Source organism: Rhodococcus sp. KBS0724 (assembly GCF_005938745.2).
Taxonomy (GTDB): Bacteria; Actinomycetota; Actinomycetes; order Mycobacteriales; family Mycobacteriaceae; genus Rhodococcus_F.
Genome location: NZ_VCBX02000001.1, coordinates 5,293,828 through 5,315,913, shown reverse-complemented (window position 1 = coordinate 5,315,913; position 22,086 = coordinate 5,293,828). Strand labels below are relative to the sequence as shown.

21 protein-coding genes and 1 tRNA gene are annotated in these 22,086 nt (G+C 60.5%); 11 read left to right on the top strand and 11 right to left on the bottom strand.

From position 1 onward, the window contains the following. Positions 1-204: 204 nt before the first annotated feature. Entirely contained in the window at positions 205-1,371 is a 1,167-nt protein-coding gene (locus FFI94_RS24370; RefSeq protein WP_138870080.1) for a glycosyltransferase family 1 protein, read from the top strand. Then, entirely contained in the window at positions 1,364-2,980 is a 1,617-nt protein-coding gene (locus tag FFI94_RS24365; protein ID WP_138870079.1) for a glycosyl hydrolase family 28-related protein, read from the top strand. The genes FFI94_RS24370 and FFI94_RS24365 overlap by 8 nt, the downstream gene beginning before the upstream one ends. Before the next feature lie 26 nt (positions 2,981-3,006). Here FFI94_RS24365 and FFI94_RS24360 read toward each other — a convergent pair whose 3' ends face one another. Both FFI94_RS24360 and FFI94_RS24355 read right to left on the bottom strand, forming a co-directional pair. Beyond that, complete coding sequence (locus FFI94_RS24360) at positions 3,007-4,482, bottom strand: polysaccharide biosynthesis tyrosine autokinase (RefSeq protein WP_138870078.1); 1,476 nt, start codon at positions 4,480-4,482, stop codon at positions 3,007-3,009. Continuing rightward, complete coding sequence (locus tag FFI94_RS24355; RefSeq protein ID WP_185993307.1) at positions 4,475-5,614, bottom strand: hypothetical protein; 1,140 nt, start codon at positions 5,612-5,614, stop codon at positions 4,475-4,477. Before FFI94_RS24355 ends, FFI94_RS24360 begins: the two co-directional genes overlap by 8 nt. Before the next feature lie 581 nt (positions 5,615-6,195). On the opposite strand from FFI94_RS24355, the gene FFI94_RS24350 reads away from it, so the two are divergent. Beyond that, entirely contained in the window at positions 6,196-7,365 is a 1,170-nt protein-coding gene (locus FFI94_RS24350; protein WP_260684275.1) for a hypothetical protein, read from the top strand. A gap of 15 nt (positions 7,366-7,380) precedes the next feature. Here the strand turns inward: FFI94_RS24350 and FFI94_RS24345 are convergent, their stop codons facing one another. From FFI94_RS24345 to FFI94_RS24335, 3 genes are all read right to left on the bottom strand, one after another. Continuing rightward, positions 7,381-8,877 (bottom strand): sugar transferase, encoded by a 1,497-nt coding sequence (locus FFI94_RS24345; protein WP_260684274.1) that lies wholly within the window; start codon positions 8,875-8,877, stop codon positions 7,381-7,383. Positions 8,878-9,031: 154 nt separating this feature from the next. Then, positions 9,032-9,724, bottom strand: a complete 693-nt coding sequence (locus FFI94_RS24340) for a GAF domain-containing protein (RefSeq protein ID WP_185993306.1) — start codon at positions 9,722-9,724, stop codon at positions 9,032-9,034. Between the two features lie 447 nt (positions 9,725-10,171). After that, positions 10,172-10,245, bottom strand: a tRNA-Gly gene (locus FFI94_RS24335). 210 nt (positions 10,246-10,455) lie between these two features. Here FFI94_RS24335 and dcd point away from each other — a divergent pair. The 4 genes from dcd (at position 10,456) to FFI94_RS24315 (ending at position 13,106) form a co-directional block, all read left to right on the top strand. Then, positions 10,456-11,025, top strand: coding sequence for a dCTP deaminase (gene dcd / locus FFI94_RS24330; RefSeq protein WP_095886886.1), 570 nt, complete (start codon positions 10,456-10,458; stop codon positions 11,023-11,025). Between the two features lie 14 nt (positions 11,026-11,039). Then, complete coding sequence (locus FFI94_RS24325; protein ID WP_138870073.1) at positions 11,040-11,324, top strand: hypothetical protein; 285 nt, start codon at positions 11,040-11,042, stop codon at positions 11,322-11,324. 69 nt (positions 11,325-11,393) lie between these two features. Beyond that, positions 11,394-11,576, top strand: a complete 183-nt coding sequence (locus FFI94_RS24320) for a hypothetical protein (protein WP_138870072.1) — start codon at positions 11,394-11,396, stop codon at positions 11,574-11,576. Between the two features lie 6 nt (positions 11,577-11,582). Continuing rightward, positions 11,583-13,106 (top strand): hypothetical protein, encoded by a 1,524-nt coding sequence (locus tag FFI94_RS24315; protein ID WP_138870071.1) that lies wholly within the window; start codon positions 11,583-11,585, stop codon positions 13,104-13,106. Between the two features lie 3 nt (positions 13,107-13,109). On the opposite strand, the gene FFI94_RS24310 is transcribed toward FFI94_RS24315, so the two are convergent. Beyond that, the gene (locus FFI94_RS24310) at positions 13,110-13,862 is read right to left on the bottom strand and encodes an IclR family transcriptional regulator (protein WP_138870070.1); all 753 of its coding nucleotides are present in this window, start codon (positions 13,860-13,862) and stop codon (positions 13,110-13,112) included. After that, a complete protein-coding gene (locus FFI94_RS24305) occupies positions 13,862-15,367 on the bottom strand; it encodes an APC family permease (RefSeq protein WP_138870069.1) in 1,506 nt (501 codons plus the stop codon). Before FFI94_RS24305 ends, FFI94_RS24310 begins: the two co-directional genes overlap by 1 nt. A 237-nt stretch (positions 15,368-15,604) precedes the next feature. Between FFI94_RS24305 and FFI94_RS24300 the strand changes: the two genes are divergently transcribed. From FFI94_RS24300 to FFI94_RS24285, 4 genes are read left to right on the top strand one after another with little or no spacing between them, the layout of a single operon-like run. Further along, positions 15,605-17,185, top strand: a complete 1,581-nt coding sequence (locus tag FFI94_RS24300) for an FAD-dependent oxidoreductase (protein ID WP_138873380.1) — start codon at positions 15,605-15,607, stop codon at positions 17,183-17,185. A 36-nt stretch (positions 17,186-17,221) separates the two neighbouring features. After that, positions 17,222-17,893: a Rid family hydrolase gene (locus FFI94_RS24295; protein ID WP_138870068.1), complete on the top strand. Its 672-nt coding sequence runs from the start codon at positions 17,222-17,224 to the stop codon at positions 17,891-17,893. Next, positions 17,893-18,087, top strand: coding sequence for a Sec-independent protein translocase subunit TatA (gene tatA, locus FFI94_RS24290; protein ID WP_138870067.1), 195 nt, complete (start codon positions 17,893-17,895; stop codon positions 18,085-18,087). The genes FFI94_RS24295 and tatA overlap by 1 nt, the downstream gene beginning before the upstream one ends. Positions 18,088-18,107: 20 nt before the next feature. Further along, a complete protein-coding gene (locus FFI94_RS24285) occupies positions 18,108-18,986 on the top strand; it encodes a DMT family transporter (RefSeq protein ID WP_138870066.1) in 879 nt (292 codons plus the stop codon). A 6-nt stretch (positions 18,987-18,992) separates the two neighbouring features. On the opposite strand, the gene FFI94_RS24280 is transcribed toward FFI94_RS24285, so the two are convergent. From FFI94_RS24280 to FFI94_RS24265, 4 genes are read right to left on the bottom strand one after another with little or no spacing between them, the layout of a single operon-like run. Beyond that, a complete protein-coding gene (locus tag FFI94_RS24280; protein ID WP_138870065.1) occupies positions 18,993-19,610 on the bottom strand; it encodes a class I SAM-dependent methyltransferase in 618 nt (205 codons plus the stop codon). After that, positions 19,607-20,365 carry a PIG-L deacetylase family protein gene (locus FFI94_RS24275; RefSeq protein ID WP_138870064.1) on the bottom strand — a complete coding sequence of 253 codons (759 nt, stop codon included), beginning with the start codon at positions 20,363-20,365 and terminating at the stop codon, positions 19,607-19,609. The genes FFI94_RS24280 and FFI94_RS24275 overlap by 4 nt, the downstream gene beginning before the upstream one ends. Beyond that, on the bottom strand, positions 20,359-21,297 hold the full coding sequence (locus tag FFI94_RS24270) for an acyl-CoA dehydrogenase (RefSeq protein WP_138870063.1): 939 nt from the start codon (positions 21,295-21,297) through the stop codon (positions 20,359-20,361). The genes FFI94_RS24275 and FFI94_RS24270 overlap by 7 nt, the downstream gene beginning before the upstream one ends. Next, on the bottom strand, positions 21,294-21,992 hold the full coding sequence (locus FFI94_RS24265; protein ID WP_138870062.1) for a glycosyltransferase family 2 protein: 699 nt from the start codon (positions 21,990-21,992) through the stop codon (positions 21,294-21,296). Before FFI94_RS24265 ends, FFI94_RS24270 begins: the two co-directional genes overlap by 4 nt. Positions 21,993-22,086: the final 94 nt, after the last annotated feature.

The window sequence follows — 22,086 nt, the reverse complement described above, 5'->3', positions numbered from 1 at the left end:
CCTTATTATCTGGCGATCCGGCTGATCGAGCTTTGTTGATACCCAGCCGAAGTCGACCTTTGCTGCCGTGAATGCACCTGAAACTACTGGTGATCCGACAAAATCAGTTCCTTCGTGCCGAAGGTACCATTTCATCTGCGAAGTCGGACATTTGACAGGGCATCATTATCTCCATCAAATTGACGGACCTGCAACAATTCACTTATGGATACTCCCCGTGCCGGTCAGGCGAGCCGTGATGGCGAGTCGGTTGATCTGTTGTTCGATGCCCGACATATTCGTCAGAGTGGTATCGGCACCTACATCAGGACCCAAATTCCTGTGCTCGAGCAGGTGCTGAAAGAACGTGGATTCAGGCTGGCCGTCCTCGCCGACCGAAACGCGGCACCTGACACCAGCGAAGAAACCCGTGTGATTTTCGCGGATCCCGCCGAGGCCCGAATGTATTCAATGCGTGAACAGCGCGTGTGGCGTCACGCATTGTCGGCAACCCGTCCGCAGGCACTGTGGGTTCCGCACTACCCCTTTCCTTTTGCACTAACGTCTCCTCGTAATCGGGACGTTCGATACTTCTCCACGGTGCATGACACCCTCCATGTCGAAGACAAAAAGCTGAGCGACCAGAATCGCGCCAAGAACGCGTACGCGTGGACGATGCTGAAACTCAGCGCGCGACGGGCCGCAACGATTTTCACCCCGTCCCAGGCCACCGCCCGTTCCATGGCTGCAATCGCACCCTCATCCGAGGTGCTGGTGACGCCGATCCCAGTAGACGACGTGTGGTTCTCTGAAGCCGACCCGGCGTCGTCGCCAATTCAACGCCCCTACATTTTGTATGTCGGCAATATCAAGCGGCACAAGAACTTGCCGGTACTTCTGGATGCATTTGCGACGATCTCGGATTCCATCCCACACACACTGGTGATAGCTGGTGGCGATGAGTCACTCAGGACACTCGACGACCGAATCAACCAGCTTGTGGCAGGCCTGGGTGAACGTGTGCAGCTAACGGGCAGACTTCCGTTCGACAGTCTGCGTGCTCTGGTGGCTCAGGCGGACTTATTGGTTATGCCTTCACTTTTCGAAGGTGCCGGTCTTCCGCCGCTCGAGGCAATGGCGTCCGGTACCGCGGTTCTGGCGTCTGACATCGCGGTGTTGAGGGAAACGTGCGGAGACGGCGCAGAGTATTTTGATCCGCATGATTCCGAAGCCTTGGCCGAACTCGTGAAGAAGTACTGTGACGACGAAGCCGCCAGGGCGTCGCTGAGTCAGCGCGGAGAGTTGCATGTCAAGCGGCGCCAGTCCGAGATCGTGTCAACAGCTACTGCCGAGAAGATATGTTCCTTCCTGAGTGAGGTACCCATTGGCTAACTGGTCGTCGGCGCTGTCGCGCCGCAAATTTCTCGGAATGTTCCCGGCAGCGTTGGCTCTGCCTGCCGCTCTGCCTGAATCCTTCAACGCCGTTCGCCGCGTCGAGGGCGGCGGTGACGTCATCGATGTTCGCGATTTCGGTGCGGTTGGTGATGGGACACAGGATGACTCGATTGCCATTCGCAATGCCGTTGCCGAACTGAAATCCGGAGACGTCTTACTTTTTCCGTCCGGCCAGTACCGCTTTACTCAGCGTCATCCAGCAGGCGGCGCTGCTATCTCGATAGTGGGGATCTCTGACGTTTCGATCGACTTCGACTCCGGTGCCGAACTTCTGATGGACAACCTGGACGACAACGGCGCCGGCACGAGCCATGGCATCGTGCTGCGTGGTCCGCTGGAGCGTGTGTCTCTTCACAACGTGGCAGTGCGGTGGGCAAGCCAGCCGACGCTGCGGTCGATGGGCGACGGAATCCGAGTCGTGGGATATGCATCGGACACGTCGGCAGTGCCCGATGGTTGGACCGGACCCGGCAGGCCGGTTAGTTGGGTGACATTGAGCGACTGCAGAGTCGAGTCGAGTCCGCAGGCAGGTGTGATCATGATGGGCGTTTCCGACATCACTGTTGACGGACTTCACGTCGAGAACACCATGGCCGACGGACTCCATTTCAACGCGTGCCGACGTGGAACCGTCGAAAGGTATTCAGCAACAAACACTGGTGACGACGGTTTGGCACTGGTGACTTACTACTCTCCAGAAGCCCAGTTCGACAGCGCTTCCGAGACCTTTTCCTTCCCGGCGTTGACCGAGTGGTCGAACACCGACTTCGATGTCACCGACGTCCAAGTGTCGGGCGGTGCGGCAAACGGAGTGCGTTTGGCGGGGGTCAATCGATCAACGGTAGCTGCCGTACTGGTCGACGGAGTATCAAACGGAGCAGGTGTCATGGTCGACTCGGCATCGCCGGACTCGGGCGCCGGGTGGCATTATGTGGCATCGCGCGGTGTGCAGTTGGATGGGATCACCGTTGAGGACTCTCACACAGGGCTGCACGTACTCGCAAGACCGAATGGGTCGACTGGCGACACTTTCAGCCGATTCGACCTAGAGGTAGCGGGCGTTGCCGTTAACAACTGTCTTTACTGGTCGGTTCTCGTGGAATCTATTGCAACCCCGCCGGTTACCGGGATTTCGCTGAGCGATTGCACGGTGATCGACACCGAAATAGGTCCAGGTACCGGAGCTGTCGGGCTCCAGAGGACCCAAGATGTTTCACTGGGAACCGTCTCCATCACGACGGCGAAGTCTGCGGTGGCGTTCTCCGCCGACAACTCGGCACAGTTCACGGTAGATCAGCTCAACGTGACCGTGACGGGTCCGCCGCTCGGTTCCGAAGCCGGCGGACCATTCGCCGTGTTCCAGGGCTCATCCGGGACAGTGGTTGCTGCGGATTTGGTTTGGGAGCAAGCACCCTCGTCGTGGCTACCTGTTTTGATCTTCAGTGACAGTTGTGTCGGTGGCACGCCTACGAACCCGGAAGTGAGCGTGGGTACCGTGACAACCACCCCGACGAAGGGAGAGCCGGTCTTCGTCGCCTGCCGATGACGAACTCGATGCCGATCGGTTTTCTGTCAGACGTTTGTTTTGACCGGGCGGGACTCGCGTGTGAGCAGCTTTGCCGCTGACAATCGTGCGCCGCGTTTGCGTGCGCTGCGTGCCAGTGGCCTCGGGGAGTCATTGAGTACAACGCCCCAGACTCGTAATTCGGCCCACGACAAACGTTCGATGACAGCACCCAGTTCGGCGTACCTCGTATGGTCAGATCGCGCCACCAGCAGGACACCGTCGGCCCAGCGTCCCAGCACAAGGGCGTCGGATCGGTCAGCCATCGGTGCGGTATCGACGATGACGTAGTTTGCGCGAGCAGCAAGATCTGCGAGTCCGTTGCGCATCCGAGTGCTCCCGAGTAGTTCGGACTTGCCGGGCGCGGTGCGTCCCGCCGGGATGAACGAAAGCTTCGGATGCCAACTCGCAGAGATGTATCGGTCGATGTCGTCACCATTGAGTAAATAATCGATCAACCCGGCTGGTGATGCGTTCTTTTCATGATCAGAACCATGGCGTCCGGAGCGCACGTTCGCTTCGTCTCTTCCTGCGGCATCGACGAATACGACCTCATTGCCGCTCTCAGCGAGAGCGATTGCGAGGTTCAGCGCGACCGCTGTCTTACCGTCGCCGGTGACTGCACTCGAAACGATGATGGTTCGGCATTCGCCCCGACCGGGTTCGTGGTCGGCGATCACGGTGCGGAGACGGCGGAATGCCTCTGCGGCAGGGCTCTCCCTCGAGAAGTCGACAACACCGGTTTCCAGCGCTTTGTCCGCAGGAATGGCGGCCAGCACCGGCCCGGACAGAAACTTGCCGAGTGCGGCGACATCCTGAATTTTCCGGCTCATCTGACTGCGCAGATATGCGTAGAGCAACCCCACCAAAAGCCCGGCGATCACACCGAGTGCGGTATTGCGCACATACTGCGGTCCGCCCTCAGCGTCGTCGGGCACCGCCGGGCTGATCACCGACAATCGCACTGGGTCCGGAACCACGGTTTCCGACTGATCCGGTGCCGGTTGTGCAGGTGTGCTCCCGTCCAAAACAGCAACGGCACCGGGAAGTGCTTGCGCTAGAGCATTAGCGAGCTCCGCCGAGGTATCGGCGTCCTCCGCGCGCACGGTCACCGTCAGGATCGCGCTTCCGACATTGGCACTGGCCGTGGTCATTTCGCGCACGTCAGAGTTCGACATCTCCAATCCGGTGTTTGCCAGAGCGGTTTCGATGAGGAAGTCGGAGCTCAGCAACTTCGTGTACGCCTCAGTACGCTGACGACTTGTACCGTCGGTGTCGCCGAAGTGAGGCGTCTGGTAGATCACCGCGGAAGATTCGTAGCTCGGCGACTGCACACTGGTCAAGATCGCTCCCAGGAAGCCCCCGAACAGTGCGCACACAAGCAGGATGATCCATCGATTGCGAACTGCGCCAACCGCTGAGCGGAGCCATTCGTTGCCCACATTGCCCGGCCGATATGTGGTCCCTGCAAACTTGTCAGTCACTTGACTTCACATTTCCTCTCGAAACCATGTCTTCCAGTTTGGTGGGAGACTGCCCTCGTGCCGCCACGAACACGCAGACGAGCGTCAGGAGGACCAGGAAAACGGTAATTCCTTGCGTAAGCAGCTGAATCCGCCATACCTCGGCAAAACAGTATGCGATAACTCCTGCCGATCCGGCGATCACTGGACCATATGTCAGGAACCGACCGAAAACGTAACCGGCCAGCGGGAACAGCAGGAGCGTGTATAGCCACCCCCACGCTCCGAAATCCGTATAGATGTCAGCGAATTCAGAGTTAGTTGTGAAATTCGGTGCAAACGAGACCGAAAAATCGTAGGAGTCTGCGCCGAGCGACTCCTTTGCTCTGACCTCATGTGCCGGAACCAGAAAGCTGGGCAGCGCCGCCGACACGGAGGCGACGACACTCCCTGGCTTGTCGAAAGTGCCGCGCATGATCGCATCTGACACGCCCGTGGACACCTGAGCCGGCACAGCGAGATAGGCGCCGGACTGATAGAGATTCATCGCGATCGGGTTCGATACTCCCGCATCGCGGTAGTAGTTGCCGTTCCGGACATAGTTGAGCGCCGTGAGCATCAGGAACATGATCACTACAGCGGTGATGATGTGCCAGGGCCGCAGAGATTTACGGTCCGCGCCCACGGATTTGCGGGGCACCGCTGTCTGTAAGACGACGTACACCACGACCGCCATCAGTAGCGAGAGGCGGGACGCGACCATCGAGTTTGCCACCAGGAGAAGAACGGCCCACAGTACGAATCCAGGATGGAGCACCTTTTTTCGCCAGAGGTAAACGCTGATGGGTGCCGCCAGGATGGTCGCGTATCGAAGCGTCGCGATTCCGGCCGAGTCGGGTAGTGCCTCCGTGAAGGCGTTCCCGGTCTGGGTGGTCAAGGCGTCGACAATGGATGTCGCCGCAGTAATTCGGTAGTACGCATACGCCACGCCGATCGTGGACACTGCGAGGATGAGGAAAAAGTAGCGCCGTTCGAAGTTCGTGCTGGTTGTTCGCTCGACGAACTCCCGTGTCGGCGTTGTGCCCAGTCCCAATCTCCAGCCGACCGTTGCGAGCACCACAACCATGCCGTACCAAACCGCAAGCAACGTCACGCCGGCAATGGTGAAAGGGGCAGGTTGGAGGAATCCACGCAAATTCAGCAGTGAGCCGGCCGGACACTTACCGGCCGAACACCAACCGATCAGGGACGCCCATGCAGTGAACGATCCCAGGACGGGTAACAGGATTAGGACGGCCGGAGCCAGCCACCATGTCGGTGTATTGCGTGGGGGCGAATCCACGCCGGCCGCTCTCGGCGAGAAATCAAAATGCATGTGTGTCTTGGTGCTTCATAGCGCAATTATTCCGCGGCCTGACGGGAATGAAACTTTGACGAGGGGGAAAGGATCTCGAATCACACATCGCTGAGTTCCCTCCTCGTAAGTGGCTCGATCTCAGCGAGCACGGCAGCTGATCCGTGGCATACACTACTACAGGTGGAGTGTGCATTACGGGACGGAAGTGCGGATGCGCACTGGCCACCGGGAATCGACCTGATCCAATTGGATGCCAACGCGATTGATTTTGGGTTGCCACGTTACGGAGCAGTTATCGCCATCAATTTCGAAGAATCGACGATGTGTGCCGTGCCATTAGAGGCAGGGGAGTGACGCGCGTTCAGTCAGTGCTGAACGTGAAGCGCGTTGAACCACTGGTACAAATCGTCGCGGGGTTGGCACTTAATGCCTTCCCGGCAATTTTCATCGCAGTATTCGCACGCGTTGCACCCATCGAACAACAAGGCCTCCTTGCTGTTTCGCTGGCGATCGGAACATACGTGGCGCAGTTGCTGTCAGCGTTCGTGGTCGAGTCCCGCCTTGCCACTCCAGAAGCCGATCACAAGGTATCCATGCCCTGGTGGATTGCATTGCTGAGCCTGATATCCGGGACTCTCCTCATCGTGAGTCCAGCGGTACCGCCGACGCCCATCACGCTGATCGGAGTACTGGGACTGTCGTCAGGCTTACTGATGGCCCGCACTATTGGAGTAGTGCGGGGCAGGTGGAAGCTGGAATCTGTTGCTGCTTCGGTCCTCATGGTGGGATGCCTGTGCGCATTGGTCCTTGCCGTGTACGACAATTCCAACTGCGTCAGAGTTCTTGCAGCGGGCGCTCTTTTGGCCATTCTCATCAGATGCTGGCCGCTGCCTGCTCATCGAGATTTGGGCTTCCCGCCTGACCTGACCAAGGCTGCGTGGGTCACCGGCGAAACCGCGACAGTCGGTATGGTCCAGCCGGCATTGGCTTCTTTCATCCTGGCCGTTCTCGGACCGTCCGCTGCTGTCGGATTCCGGGTTGTGTCAACCATTTCAGGGATTCTCGAACCGATTCTCGCCTACGGCCGAGTACGCCAACTCGCGCACGGACACAAAGGTGAGGTGGCTAATGTTGCGATGATCATTGTGGTCGGAACAGTGGCGATCTTCGCTTCTGCCTATCTGGGTGTGTGGAGCCTGATTTTCGGCCCTGCTTGGAACAGTTCACTGTATGTCGCTCTGGCAGTTGCCTGTGCGTGGAAGTTGTGCATGTTGGTGACAACCATCCCTTTTGCGGCTCTGCGCCGGGCGGGGCGCACAAAAATGGTGTTCTGGCTCAGGGCGGCGAACACTGCTCTTTACGTGGCGCTCGGACTGACTTTCTTGTTCAGTTTCCATTCCAGCACTGCAGTATTTCTTTCGTTTGTCATCACCGAGGTGCTCATGTTCGTGCCCTATCACGTGGCAGCGGCGAGGTTAGCGCCGGAATACAACTCGGTCTTCCTCAGCGGGAAGCGAGCGAACAGACTCGCGTCCGAGAAAGCATGAAGACTGCGCCGACCGTCATTCGGCCTGTTTGAAAACTGCCAGCACGGTCAGCATCAAAATCTTGATATCCAGCCACAGAGACCAGTTCTCGATGTAGTAGTTGTCCCATTCGGCGCGGTCGGCGATGGAAGTCTGTCCGCGTAAGCCGTTGACCTGAGCCCAACCCGTGACGCCCGCCTTGACCCGGTGTCGCTCACCGTAGCGGCGGATCTGCGCCTCGAAAAGGGTTACGAACTCTGGACGTTCGGGACGGGGTCCGACCAGACTCATGTCACCCCGGAGAACATTGAGCAGCTGGGGGAGTTCGTCCATCGACGTCGACCGCATAAGTTTTCCGATCCGGGTCCGTCGATCGGTTCCCTCGACGCCGCCCGGTGCGCTACCGGTTTTCGGAACAAACGTCACGTGGTCAGGATCGGGTAGCCGCATCGAACGAAACTTGAGGCAGCCGAAGATCTGGCCGTTGCGCCCCACCCGCTCTTGAGCAAAGAATATCGGTCCCGGCGAACTCCAGCGCACCAAGAGCATGAGGGTGAGGAAGAGGGGGGACAGCACGAGAAGGATGCAGCCGGCGACGATTCTGTCGCTGATGTGTTTGACCCGGAACTGCCAGCCTCGGGGATTGGTGTGAGGCACTGACAACAAGGGCATGCCGCCGATGTGGTCGATGAGGCTCTTCGAGCCGATCACCTCATACATGCGTGGCACCACCCATACCCGAAGTCCGTGGCGGTGGGCGATGCGGACCGCTCCGGTCAGCAGCTCACCGTGAACTCTCGTGAATGCGATGACCAGGCGTTCGGCCTGGGTTTCGGCAATGACGGACTCCAGTCGATCAACAGCGCCCAGGTACGGCACCTGGTCGGCCTCCGTCCCCTGGTCACTGCGTATGGGGGACTCGTCCGACAGCACTCCGACTGGGTTCATGCCGTGTTCAGGAGCCGCGATCATCCGAGCGATCACGTGCTGGGTGAGCTGTCCGGATCCGATGACCAACGTGGGGGACACGAGATGGGAGTTCTGTTGCAGGCGTCGTTGGACCACCACGCGAACCAGACGGCCGAATGGAATCAGGATGCTCGCGCACACCCACAGTTTGGTCACGGCAGCACCGGGGCGATCGGTGATCCCGAACAGGACCAGCGCGCACAGCAGCAGCATTGCTGCGATCGAGCCAGAGGACAGGATCCCGTAGAACTCGTCGAGGAATCGGCGGTTGAGCGAGCGGCGATACAACGACCGCGCGCCCATGACGATTACGACCAGGGGAACAAAGAGTGCGAAGCACCACATGGGTGGATGAACCAAAACTGATGTGAGCGCCCACCACCATGCGAGTGCCACCGCGATCGTCGCCGACAACACATCGATGGAAACACTGACGATGGTGCTCAGCGGATCGGTCCGAATGAGCTGCCCGAATGTTTTACGAGAATTCGAAGAAGTAGGTGGGGGGCCTCCGGGGGCGGTCGAAGTCTCGACCTCCAACAATTGCGGCAATTCCCACTCCATCCACGACAATCCCGAATTAATCAGACAATTCGTACATTCACCATTAATCGCATTCTATAGGGGGCCTAACGATATTTGCCGTAGCAACTCGCGCTTGGTTTGAATGCGACTCGGCGTCACAGTCAGCAATCGAAGATACTCGGCAGCGGTATTTTTATTTGTCGAAGATTACGTTTTGGACGACGTCGGCAAGGTCGGTCATGATCTGGACCTCACCACTCGACCAATGATGCGGTTGGCTGTCCCACGCGCACAGCGTCCCTACGGGATGACCTGCGTCGTCGATGATCGGGATGCCGATGTAAGCGCCCACTACGCCGCTTTGGGCGGCCGAATGATCCCTGAGTACCGGGTGGTCGGCGATGTCGTCGATTATGAGTGGGGAACCGCTCACGACTGTGTAGACGCAGAGTGAGTCGGGGAGGGGATGGGTCCGTTGTTCCCCGGTGTCGCCTGAGCGGGAGGCGATCGCGGCGTTGACTTGCTCGACGTCGGTGATCATGTTCAGTGCAGCGTTCGGGATCCCGACCGCGTCGATGGTCAATCCGACAATCTGATCGACTTCGGGATGTGGCCCGGGCTCGAGAAGTCCGGTGTCATAGACGGCACGCAACCGGGCGCTGTCGTTGAGCGCCGACCACACGTGCGACTGCTCGCCGCTGACAGCGGCCCGCAACCCTTCGAAGACGGCGACAAGCGCGGGATCCGTATACGCCTCGTTGATCGCAGAGAACGGGTCGCGAGTGGCAGGTTCGGCATTATCCGCGGCCGTCTCCTCGCGTTGATCCGCGCTGTCGTCGCTTGCATTATCGGAACTTGTTGCGTCTGTCGGACTCGGTGGTGTCATATCTCTTTCCTGGTGAATCGGTAGCAACATACTGTATTACCGCGATTGGTCCGCTCGGCGCCGCATCTCCAATATCCATACCTCATGCTGATGTATTTATGAATATTGGTGATGCGGACCGAAGTAGGCGGACTGCTCTCGGTGCCAGAATGGGAATTTTGACATTGCATTCTAGGGCCGAAAGTCCCGCCTTACGGCTAACCGTAATGTTTCGCAGTCGTAGAGGGAAGATGTCGCCGGATTTGGCGTTGCCAAGGCTTTCGATTTCTCAGGTGGTTTGAGAGCAGATCGAGCCGGACCTGACTATGCGGCATTCCAGGGCTCGAAACATCTTGGTGTGCAGGCGAATCTGAGGCCGGATGAGGCTTGTTTCTTCCATGCACTGTGTCTGCGTCTGGCGGCTAGTGCGTGGCGTCGACAGTTCAGGGAGGAACATTGGCCCCTTGGTGGAGCCGATGACGGGAATCGAACCCGCGTATTCAGCTTGGGAAGCTGATGTTCTACCATTGAACTACATCGGCGTCGCAGCCGGTCGGAGGGGTTTTCGCCCCCGATCAACGTGCTTTCCGAAGGTTATCAGACACCATTTCCGATGTGTGGGAGCCCCGCCCGGCAACTCGTACCGGCGCTCGATTTCTCGGCACACAAGATCCCGAGCTGTTCGTCACAGCATTGTCCGATCTGCCTGGTGATTGGTCTGCGCTGAAGTGGTGACCCGGTAACCTCTACCTGTGCTGCTCTCCGATCGTGACATCCGTGCCGAAATTTCAGTTGGACGCCTGGGCATCGACCCGTTCGACGATTCGATGGTCCAACCGTCGAGCGTCGACGTGCGCCTGGATGGTTTGTTTCGGGTTTTCAACAACACGCGATACACGCACATCGATCCGGCGCAGCGTCAGGATGAGCTGACGAGCCTGGTCGAGCCCGCTGAGGGTGAGCCGTTTGTGCTGCACCCGGGTGAGTTTGTCCTCGGTTCGACGCTCGAAGTGTGCTCGCTGCCCAACGACCTTGCGGGCCGTTTGGAAGGCAAGTCGAGCTTGGGCCGTCTGGGTCTGCTGACTCACTCGACTGCTGGGTTCATCGATCCGGGATTCAGCGGCCACATCACGTTGGAACTGTCGAACGTCGCGAATCTTCCGATCACGCTGTGGCCGGGAATGAAGATCGGTCAGCTCTGCCTGCTCAAGCTGTCGAGCGCTGCAGAGTTCCCGTACGGAAGTTCCGAGGCCGGTTCCAAGTACCAGGGCCAGCGTGGTCCGACGCCGTCGAAGGCGTACCTGAACTTCAACCGGGGCTGACGGAAGCCGCTCGTATGACCGCGTTGTTCTACGGCATGGTTTTCATGAACCTGCTGTTTGTGACCAGCACGGTGTGTTTGGTCAAGCCTTCGCGGATCAGCGCGATTGCTACGGCGTTTGCCGCGCTGATGTGGTTGCTGCTCAACGGCCCACTCGAAGGGCAAGTGTTGTGGACGCTGACTCCGGAGAACGGCCTCACCGTGTCGGATTTGTTCTCATTCGTGGCGTTCGGCATTGCGGCACGAGGATGGTTTGTGGCGGGTGGTCGCAGGCGCGGGAATCGTTACGGTCGGCGATAGCAGGCAGAGCGACCATGTAAGGCCGTCATGGGTGGGGAATCTCCCTCGAATCGGGCATAATTGCAGGTTATGTGGTGGATTGTCGTCGGCGGGCTGATCCTTTGGGTGGTCTGCGCTGTACCGATCGCCATTATTTGGGGTAAAGCCATCGCCCGACGCGACCGTGCTGATTTCGAAATCCGCAATCAGCAGTGGGCCGACGAGGTGGCCAGGTCGATCGAAACGGAATCCGATTCCGAGACCGAGAAGTGATCGGCCATGGAACTGCCTTCCGACACCCCAGCCGACGTGGTCGTTGCAGCGGCAGAAGGGCCACGTGTTCCGAAGTTTGATTCCACACTCGGGATTCCTGTAGTTCCGGCCGCGGGGCCGGTCGGCCATCGGTTGGTGGTGATCGGAGACTCCCTCTCGCAAGGGTTTCAGAGTGGGGCCGTCTTCAACACCGACCTGTCGTATCCGTCGATCATCGCGTGGCAGCTCGGCTGGTTCGATAACTTCCGGTTTCCTCGCTATGGCGGCCCCGGTGGACTGCCGCTCAACATCGAATTGTTGCTGCGCACACTGGAAGAGCGTTTCGGTACCTCAACTGACGTGTGGGAGATTCCGCTGGCATTGTTTGCGGCGCGCGGATTCATGGATCAGGTCGAGGACTACTGGGAACGAGGCCCGGGTAGCGTCGCACCAACGTTCTCGGCGATCAATCACAATCTGTCGGTGTACGGGTGGGACTTGCGCGACGCTCTGACCAAAACTGCCGCGAGTTGCGAAGCGGCACTGCATCAACCACATGATGATCTGCTCAGCCAGATTGTCGAGAACAACGGCGAGCGGACGGCATTGCGAGTGCTGCCGCGAGGGTCCGATGCAGAGAAGAAGATGACGGTGTTCGACGCTGCAGCCGAACTGGGCAAGGAGTGCATCGAAACCCTGGTCGTGTTTCTCGGAGCGAACAATGCGCTGCGGACAGTGACAGATCTGCGAGTGCAGTGGAGCGGCGACAAGTTCCGGGACCCGGATGGCAAACGAGATTACACAGTGTGGCAGCCGGACCACTTTGCAAGTGAATACGCCGAAGTGCTTGCCGCTGTCCGGAAGATCAACGCGCAGCACGTTATCCTGTGCACAGTGCCGCACGTGACAATCGCCCCGATTGCACGCGGGTTAGGCGGAAAGGTCGAAACCGGCTCACGATATTTCCCGTACTACGCTCGGCCATGGGTGCGTGACGCCGACTTCGATCCACGACGCGATCAGCACATCACGGGAGCGCAGGCATGGGCGGTTGATACTGCGATCGACCTGTACAACACGGGGATCGAGCGGGCTGTGGCGAATGCTCGCCGGGTGGGCAAGGACTGGCATCTCTTCGACGTCGCAGGGTTGCTCGAGCGCGTCGCATCCAGGCGATATGTCGACGACGTCAACGCAAGACCGTCGTGGTGGACGCCCTACCCGCTGCCCAAGGCCTTGACTGATCTTGTGCCCGTGCCGGATTCACGATTCCTGGCCGCAGACGGTCTGGGTGGCCGCGCGTCGGGTGGCTTGTTCTCCTTGGACGGGGTGCATCCGACCACTGTGGCCTACGGGGTTCTGGCCCAAGAGTTGATGAACATCATGGCCGGCGCCGGTGTGCAGTTCGGTTCTCCGGCCGTCGATTTCGATCGCCTGGTCAGACGGGACACGCTGGTGCGCACTCCACCTCAGAATCTAGATCAGACGCTCGGGCTCATCGGGTGGGCAGACGAACACCTCGGTTTCGTGAAGCGAATTTTCGGGCTGTGAGAGTCAGCTGGCTCGGCACAACGATGGAGAGACCATCCGGCCGGCGTAGTCGCGGAGCAAAGCCTCGAGCCCGGTGTCCTCGGTGGACAGTCTGCCGGTGGGGCCGATAGCGGCCAGCGAGCCCACAACACCGTTCTGGCCGTCACTGATCGGAACGGCAAGCGCTGAGCGGCCGATGCGAATCTCGTCGACCTCCCGCGCCGGCTCACCGCGTCTGATGCGGGAGAGTTCGAGTTCGAGGTGGTCGGCGTCGGTGATGGTGTGCGCGGTGATCTTCTTGAGCGGCGAGGCCGCCAGTTCGGGCCGCGAAGATAACAACAGTTTTCCGATAGCCGAGGCGTGCAGCGCGCTCACGAGAGTGCGTTCACCGGAAAGCTCGTGATCGGGATCGCGGTCGACCAACCGGACCTTTCCCTTGTCGTACGACGCGAGGTACACGCCGTAGCGCACTTGGTCGCGCAGTTCTTCGAGGAGTACGGAGTTGTCCACCGGTGTGGGTTCGGCGGCGGCCCCGGCCAATTCGCGGGTGCGTCGGCCGAGCGCAAATCCGGAGAGATCCGCGATCCGGACCAGGTAACCGTCGGCGACAAGGATGTTGAGCAACCGGTACGCCGTGGCGGGCGGGATGCCTGCCAGTGCGGCAATATCTTTGGCGGTGGCGCCTGAACCGAGTTGCGCCGCGGACTCGAGCAATGCCAATGCGCGCTGGACTGCTCTCGGTTCATGGCCGCCGAGATCTCGTGGTCGACCCACCATCAGCGCGGACCGGCAGCGGATTCGCCCACCAGCACGATGTTGCCGGCAGCGTCGGTGGCAAAAACCCCGGCGCCGGGAAGCACGTCCTCGGTTTCGGGCTGGTCGAAGGCGCCGATGTGCAGGAGGCTTTTCGGGCTGCGACGACGCAGATAGAACTGCCACAGTGTGCCCGAACTGAGGATCACCAGCACTGCGATCGGTGCGATGTACGTGTGGTCAACGATGTTCGCGTACACCAGGTATCCGAGGACCACGGCGCCCGCACCGCTGCCACAGGATGCGGCGGCGAGTACGCGGGGTGTGTCCTCGCCGATGCGTGTGAGGAATACGACGGAACTGATCGCCACCAGTGCGTAGGCGACAATCACCGCCGCCCGCACCGTCAGCCGGAGATCTTCGAAGAACACACCTCGCCCGATCACGGCGAAGGTGCCACCGCCGAACAGGACGACGGCAACAACTGCGCTCAACGCGACGTCGGGTGTGCGGAACGCGCTGTGCACGTGTGCAAAAACGCGGGGGAGGAGGCGTTCCACACCGAACGAGTAGAGCAGGCGCGACGCGGCATTCGACGACGCCATCGACGACGCGAGCCACGAGCATCCCATTCCGATGTTGAGCGCGATCACTACGGCAGGGCTGACACCGGTGGAGGTTCCGTGCAGGTACGCGTTGACGAGGGTGTCGCTGCGCCCCGTCCAGGCGGCCCAGCCGGCAAAGATGAAGAGGGCGCCGCAGATGATCGGGGTGAAAAGGACTGTACGCGTCACGGTTACCAGTGGGCGGCGGGCTTCGGGGCCGAAGAAGGCGGCGCTCTCGAATCCGGCGAGCGCAAAGAGTGCGGCGAGTGCGGTGATCAGTAGTCCGTGGCCCGAGGTGGACGGAATGATCTGTGCTTGTTGATCTCCGCCGATCATCATGAGGACGACAATGAAGAGCAGGGAACAGCTTTCGGCCAGGAGAATTGCGAGTGCTGCAAATCTGACACTCCGGAGCAGGCACGCAAGGATGAGAGCCGCGAGCACGGTGTACAGGGCGATCAGCTGAAATGTGCCGTGCACGCGTATGCCGGCAAACCCGAGCAGCGTGATCACCGCCAGCCCACCGTGATAGAGCGTCATCACCGCACTGCCGACGTATTTGACGAGGATGGCGATGCCGGTGGTGATGGCGGCTCGGGTGCCCAGCCCGCGAAAGGCAAAACTGTGGAGTCCGCCCGATGCTGCCATCCTCCTGGTGAATTGGGAGATGCAGAACGCGATCAACGTGACCAGTACGGTCGCGACAATGATCGTGATCATCCCACTCAGAAGGTGTCCATGTGTCAGCATGGTGACCGGCAGCACAACCATCGAGACGGCCGGTGCTGTGGTTGCCACCGATTGCGCCAAAACTTCGGCGCCCGAGAGTTGTCGACGCCCGAGTGCGCGCAGCGGTGAGCGCGCGGTTGGTTGCTTCTCGCGCGTGGTGAACGATCGCGCGATGGCCTCGGTGAGTGCGGACATGCGCGGGACGCTAATGCACTTCTGTAACGGAGAAGTTTCGTAAGTGAGTCCCCTGATCGCATCCGGCTGAGAGAGCACCTGTCGGTGCGGCGGCTGATTCTCACTCGAGTCCCACGGACTGTTTCCTGTGTGACAAGTTCTCGACCCATCGTCCCGCCATTGTTGTTTCCACACCAACAACCCGGGTCGCCGGGCGCACACTTGGGAGCTTGAATGTCGTACACACGTAGATCTTTCATGCGCAGTCTGGGAATCACCGGCGGCGCGGGCCTGGCACTGGGAGCTATGTCTTCCATCGGTTTGGCACCGGCAGCTTCGGCGTCACCGCGACGTTTTCAGGCGCCGGCAGCGGGTGACTTGATCGGACAGGTCAAGGGCAGTCATTCCGTTGTGATCCTGGGGGGCGGCCCGGCGGGTCTGTGTTCGGCGTACGAGCTGCAGAAGGCCGGATACAAGGTTACCGTCCTCGAAGCCCGCACCCGCCCGGGTGGACGAGTGTGGTCGATCCGTAACGGGACGGAGGAGACGGATCTCAACGGCGAGACTCAGACCTGCACGTTCTCGGAGGGGCACTTCTACAATCTCGGTGCAACGCGAATCCCGCAGAATCACAACACCATCGACTACTGCCGCGAGTTGGGCGTCGAACTGCAGATGTTCGGCAACCAGAATGCCAACACGCTCGTCAACTACACCGGCAGCAAGCCCCTTGCCAATCAGTCGATCACGTACCGGGCAGCAAAAGCAGACACCTACGGCTACATGTCCGAGTTACTGCAGAAGGCCACCAACCAGGGCGCTCTCGACGAGGTGCTCACCAAGGAAGACAAGGAAGCGCTGTCGTCGTTCCTCAAGGACTTCGGCGATCTGGGCAGCGATGGACGCTACGTGGGATCCTCGCGTCGAGGTCATTCCGTAGAGCCGGGTGCCGGCTTGAACTTCGGCACCGAGATCGAACCCTTCGGGATGAGTGATGTCATCCAGGGCGGTATCGGACGCGCGTTCTCCTTCGAGTTCGGCTACGACCAGGCCATGACGATGATGACCCCGGTCGGCGGTATGGACCGGATCTACTACAAGTTCCAGGACAAGATCGGCATGGAGAACATCGAGTTCGGTGCCGAGGTCAGCGGCATGAAGAACGTCCCTGAGGGCGTCACCGTCGACTACGTGGTGGACGGCAAGGCAAAGTCGATCACCGCCGACTACGCCATCTGCACCATTCCGCCGCACCTGATCAAACGTCTGAACAACAACCTGCCCTCCGATGTCCTTCTCGCGCTGGACGCAGCTAAGCCGTCGTCGTCCGGCAAGCTCGGTATCGAGTACTCGCGTCGTTGGTGGGAGACCGAAGACCGCATCTACGGCGGCGCATCCAACACCGACCGCGATATCTCACAGATCATGTTTCCCTACGATCACTACAACTCCGACCGCGGAATTGTTGTCGCGTACTACAGCTCGGGTAAGCGTCAGCAGGCTTTCGAATCCCTCACACACAAGCAGCGCCTCGCGAAGGCCATCGCCGAAGGCTCGGAGATCCACGGCGAGAAGTACACCCGCGATATCTCCTCATCCTTCTCGGGCAGCTGGCGTCGTACCAAGTACTCGGAGTCGGCCTGGGCATCGTGGGCCGGTGCGGGAGATTCGCACGGCGGCATGGCAACTCCCGAATACACAAAACTGCTCGAGCCCGTCGACCGCATCTACTTCGCCGGTGATCACCTCTCCAACGCGATTGCTTGGCAGCACGGCGCTTTCACGTCGGCGCAGGACGTTGTCACCCACCTGCACCAGCGGGTCGCGCAGGGCGCCTAGCACTTGACTACCTACCACCACTTTCGAGGAGACACCATGAAAACTCGCACCACCAAAGTTGTTGCCGCAGCGTTTGCCGCATCCGTGCTACTCGGCACCGCGACAGCGTGCTCGTCTGATACCGCCGAGGCGGAAACCGCCACCAGCTCCTTCATTTCGAAGTCGGTTCTCGAAGCCGGACAGGCTAATCCGATGATCGCGCAGGGTGTGGCCATCGGCGGCGATACAGCGGTCTACAAAACCAGTGGCATCGGACCGTCGGCTGGAAACAAAGCCGCACCCGAAGGATCGCCGGAGTCGTACATCGACTCGCAGTTCTCCGGTGGTGTACTGCCGGCCGGTGTGACGGTTACCGAAGCGCAGGGCATCAATGTGCTCAAGAAGATTCGTGACAATCTCGAAGCCCAGGGCTTGACACTCGAAGATGTTGTCACGATGCGCGTCTTCCTCGACAACGCTCCCGGCTCGGACAAGGCCGATTACACCGGATGGAATCGCGCGTACCGTCAGTTCTTTGCCAATACAAACCTCGATTCCGGTGAGACGGAGTTGGTTCCGATGGGAACTGCGGCACCCATCGCACCGATCGAACGAAACAGTGCTCGCCCCACTCGCTTCGCGCTCGAAGTTGCCGGACTGCCGGTTGCCGGCTGGCTGGTCGAGGTAGAGGTCGACGCGGTGTACCCCGAAGGCAAGGAACCCGCCTGATGGGCGCGCTCAGCCCCACCCACTGGGCCATCGTCGCTGTAGTGCTGCTGGTGTTGTTCGGTTCCAAGAAGCTGCCGGACGCGGCCCGCGGGCTGGGGCGGTCGATGCGGATTCTCAAGTCCGAGGTCGGTGAACTGCAGGCAGATACCGATCTTGCGCTCGATTCCGAGTTGGCGCCGGGCAAGAAGTACTGATCCTGTGCGAAAGTAGCGAGGTGTCCCACACCTTCCTCGCAGTGTTGTTCGCCATCGGTGCAGCGGTCTGCATCGCGATCGGCACGGTAGTTCGCCAGCGCACGGCAGCGGTGGTCCCGGATGATTCCATCGGCGCGCTCGGACCGATCACGACGCTCGTGCACAGCCCGATCTGGTGGCTGGGCACGATCGTCGGGATCGCGGGTTACGCGCTTCAGGCTGCGGCACTCGGCTTGGGCTCACTGCTGCTGGTGCAGCCGCTGCTGGTGCTGTCCCTGTTGTTTGCACTCCCACTCGGCGCACAATTCAGTGGGCGCACGATCAATGCGCGGGAGTGGTTGTGGGCAGCGGCGCTCACCACGTCGGTGGCAGTGCTGGTGGTCGTCGGTGATCCCAGGCCGGGGCAACCGCGCGCGGAGACGCAGCATTGGATCATGATCACACTGATCGGGCTGCCGTTCATCGCGCTCTGTCTTTTCGGAGCGAATCGGCGTACGGGATCGGCGAGGGCGTTGCTGCTCGGAATAGCGGGCGGCTCACTGTTCGGAGTTGCCGCAGTGCTCACCAAAGGTGTTGTGCACCTGGTAACGCTCGGACCGTCAGCCGTTCTGACGTCCTTCGAGTTCTATGCACTTGTCGTGGTTGCCGCGGTTGCAACCTCGGTGCAGCAGTCGGCTTTTCAAGCGGGGGATCTACAAGCGTCGTTGCCGGCGACAACGATCATGGAGCCGGTGATCGCGTCGCTGCTCGGTTTTGTGGTTCTCGGTGAGTACCTCGACGCAGATCGAACGGTGGCTGCGATTCTTGTTCTCGCCGTTGTTGCCATGATCGCCGCCACCGTTGCCTTGGCCCGCAATGCCGCCGACACTGCGGTTTCGGTACCGCAGAAGGTTCTCTGAAAAGAGTCAGACCAGGCCTTCCGACGCAGCCACGGACTGCGGTGACTGCGAGCTTTTGACGAACACGTCGATCACGACGTCCTCGTCTTGATACGCCGCGAGTTGTGCCAAGCCGGGAGTCTGCCGCACCACCGAGTGAACGGCATCGCCGGCCTGCGGATATTCCGGTACGATGTGCCGCCAATGGGCACACACAAGCGTGCCACCGGTTTCGAGGTGTTCGACGGTACGACGCATCGCTTCGGTGAGTTTCTCGACGCTGAGGTAGTAGCCGATCTCGCTGAGCACTATGAGGTCGAAGGTGGCGTCCGGCCAGGTGTCGGCGCCGAGGTCCCATTCCCTGAACTCGACGTTGTGTCCGGCGAGTCGTCGACGGGCCGTTTCGAGCGCTGAGGGCACGATGTCGGTGGCAATCACGGCATCGCAACGATCAGCCAGCATTTCGGTGAGGACCCCGACGGAGCATCCGGGTTCGAAGGCGAGGCGGTATCGGGGCTTGGGCAGCATTGCGGTGGTGAGGGCGTATTTTCTCTTTTCGTACCAGCGTGTTTCGAAGTCCCACGGATCCGACTGAGCTGCGTACATCTTGTCGAAGTAGTCAGGTGGAAGTTGCGGATCACTCATACGAACACGGTCTCATAGGCGCGCAGCAGCCGGGTCAGGGCGTGCGGCGGGAGTATCGGTTGATCGGCGGGATGATCCGAGAGAGGCAAAATCTGCGTAGTGAACTGTTGCACCGCAGAGGTTTTGGCTTGACGCACATCGGCGGGCAGCGTGATGGTGTGCAGGCGATCCCACGGAACGCTCTGATGTTCCGGAGTTGCCCAATGCCACGTCCAGACGGGGTACTCGATCAGGCGAGCACCGGTGTCGGCACATGCCTGCGCTGCCGCAGTTCCGGTTGCCTCATGGTCGGGATGGCCGTCGCCGCGCCACGTCGAGGCGCACCAGGTTCCTGTCGGTGCTCCAGCGAGAATCTCACGGAGCTTCTCCGCAAGCTCACGACTGTGCGTGCGGATGTCTCCGTCAGGGAGCATCAACCGGATCGGGACGGGGATACCGAGTTCTTCGGCAGCTCGGACGGACTCGATCCGTCGACGCCGTTCGAGTTCCGTTCTCGAGATGGTGGGAGAACCGGGATGCGACGCGCCGCCGTCTGTGACGGAGATTATCTGCACCTCGATGCCCGAACGTGCTGCCATCAGTGCTGTTCCGCCGAGGCCCAGAATCTCGTCGTCCGGATGAGGTGCCACGATGACCAGCCGTGTGCACGTCGAGAGGTTGAGTTCGGGGAATGGCCGCTGCCACTGCTGCCAGACGGATTCCGGTGTACCACCGTCGTCGACGGGCTTCTGCGCGAACAGTTTCGAGTTCACCATGTTGATGATCCTTGTGCTGCCAGGCGGCCGAGCTGAGCCAGATCCTTCTCGGCATGGCTTTGCCGAAGGTAGACGGTGAGATCGGCAACGCGCGCAGCATGGTCGCCGTCCAGGCACAGGGGTGCTGCTCCCAGAGCGCGTCCGACTCGGTCGAGGGTCTCGGTAGCTGCCCGTTCCACGATCGCCCGTACTGCAAGCGCCCGCTGCTGTGCCTTTCCGTTCTTGTCGAGAGGATCGTCGTCGATTTCGGCTGCGGCGGCGTCGAGGGTGTTGCGGGCGGCTGTCAACGCAGCATCAACTGCCCCGAAATGCGCCAGGATGTAAGGGTCTTCGCTGTGCGCTGCCGTGTTTCTCAATGCATCGGCGACACCACACGCGGCGCCGTACCAGCAAGCAGCCACCCCGATTGCCCCGTGCCAGAATCCTGGCCGAGTCAGATAGTCTCCGATATTGCCGACGGGAATTGCCGGGACGGCATCGAAGTCCACTGCACTGGAATCGCTTTCGGCCATGCCGACTGCTTTCCACGAACCGGGAACGGGATGCACGCCGGGTAGCCCGAGTTCAACGGCAAACAGCGATGGTGTGCCGTCGATCAGTGCGGTCACCAGAGCGTGCGTGCAGATACTTGCGCCCGAGCACCACAACTTGCGTCCGGTCAGCGTCCAGATGCCCACGTGCTCCGAGGCATTCACGACGGGCTGTGGTGGTTCAGCAGCCCACACACCCCACAGTTGCCCAGGTTCGGGTTCCGGCCCGTCCAGTTCCGCCAGTATCGCAACTGCGTCGGTGTGCGCTTCCGCCATTCTGCCGAAAACAACATTGTCGCGAGCCAGTTCGGCGAGGGCATTCCATCGTGTCGCGGTTGCGCCGCTACCAGGCAAGGGCAGGTAGAGGTCGGTTTCCTTCAGAAGTTTGTGTAGTCGTGTCATCGCGCCACATCCAGTGTCTCTGTGCCGAGTTCTCGTATGTGTCCGGCAAACCCGCCGGGTGTGCGTCCGTCCGTGCGCGCCGAGGTTGTGACTGCAATGTCCTGCGCCCACGCGATCCGAGCGCCGTTTTCGCTGAGACGACGAACCAGATCGACGTCCTCGCCTTCCTCGAGATGGGAGAATCCCCCTACGCTCCAGTACTTGTCGGCTCGGATGCCGAGGTTTGCGCCGTGGATGTGCCCGTGCCGACCTTTCGGATGCGCGTGATACCGCTGTTCGTAGAGTTGCTGGACGGACGACGGCTGATCGTCCCAGTCGGTGATGCGCACTGTTCCGGCAACAACGTCCGCGTCGCGCGCGTACTCGAGTTGCCGCGCAAGCCATGTCGGGCCGACAGCAGAGTCGGCGTCGGTGGTGGCAAACCATGTCGACGCGGACGCACTGTGACTGTCGGTGCCGAACGTCGAGAATCCTGTGGCACGAGATTTCCCGACGTTGTGGTGCTGTACTCGAATGATGTCGATGCCGCTCGGGATCACTTCGCTCGATCGGTCGGAGCAGCTGTCCAGGACTGTGACGATCCGAACGGGAACGTCGGTCTGACGCGCGGCTTCCAGCAGTGCGTCGAGGCAGTTCGGGAGTTCGACGGCTTCATTGTGGGCGGGGACTACTACAAGAACCTGGTCGATGGTCACGGCGACGATCCTTTCCTCACCCTTGCGTCACGCCGCTTTTCGGCGTCGCGGAGCTTCAAGGAAACCATATGGCCGCAGATGAGCCGCGCCTTCT

Excerpts from the sequence above, each read along its gene's own strand:
- tatA (WP_138870067.1), top strand. The coding sequence starts at position 17,893 with ATGGGCGCGCTCAGCCCCACCCACTGGGCCATCGTCGCTGTAGTGCTG.
- FFI94_RS24300 (WP_138873380.1), top strand. The coding sequence starts at position 15,605 with ATGCGCAGTCTGGGAATCACCGGCGGCGCGGGCCTGGCACTGGGAGCT.
- FFI94_RS24320 (WP_138870072.1), top strand. The coding sequence starts at position 11,394 with ATGTGGTGGATTGTCGTCGGCGGGCTGATCCTTTGGGTGGTCTGCGCT.
- FFI94_RS24310 (WP_138870070.1), bottom strand. The coding sequence starts at position 13,862 with ATGGTGGGTCGACCACGAGATCTCGGCGGCCATGAACCGAGAGCAGTC.
- FFI94_RS24345 (WP_260684274.1), bottom strand. The coding sequence starts at position 8,877 with ATGGAGTGGGAATTGCCGCAATTGTTGGAGGTCGAGACTTCGACCGCC.
- FFI94_RS24370 (WP_138870080.1), top strand. The coding sequence starts at position 205 with ATGGATACTCCCCGTGCCGGTCAGGCGAGCCGTGATGGCGAGTCGGTT.
- FFI94_RS24280 (WP_138870065.1), bottom strand. The coding sequence starts at position 19,610 with ATGAGTGATCCGCAACTTCCACCTGACTACTTCGACAAGATGTACGCA.
- FFI94_RS24315 (WP_138870071.1), top strand. The coding sequence starts at position 11,583 with ATGGAACTGCCTTCCGACACCCCAGCCGACGTGGTCGTTGCAGCGGCA.
- FFI94_RS24325 (WP_138870073.1), top strand. The coding sequence starts at position 11,040 with ATGACCGCGTTGTTCTACGGCATGGTTTTCATGAACCTGCTGTTTGTG.
- FFI94_RS24295 (WP_138870068.1), top strand. The coding sequence starts at position 17,222 with ATGAAAACTCGCACCACCAAAGTTGTTGCCGCAGCGTTTGCCGCATCC.
- FFI94_RS24270 (WP_138870063.1), bottom strand. The coding sequence starts at position 21,297 with ATGACACGACTACACAAACTTCTGAAGGAAACCGACCTCTACCTGCCC.
- FFI94_RS24340 (WP_185993306.1), bottom strand. The coding sequence starts at position 9,724 with ATGACACCACCGAGTCCGACAGACGCAACAAGTTCCGATAATGCAAGC.
- FFI94_RS24275 (WP_138870064.1), bottom strand. The coding sequence starts at position 20,365 with ATGGTGAACTCGAAACTGTTCGCGCAGAAGCCCGTCGACGACGGTGGT.
- FFI94_RS24305 (WP_138870069.1), bottom strand. The coding sequence starts at position 15,367 with ATGTCCGCACTCACCGAGGCCATCGCGCGATCGTTCACCACGCGCGAG.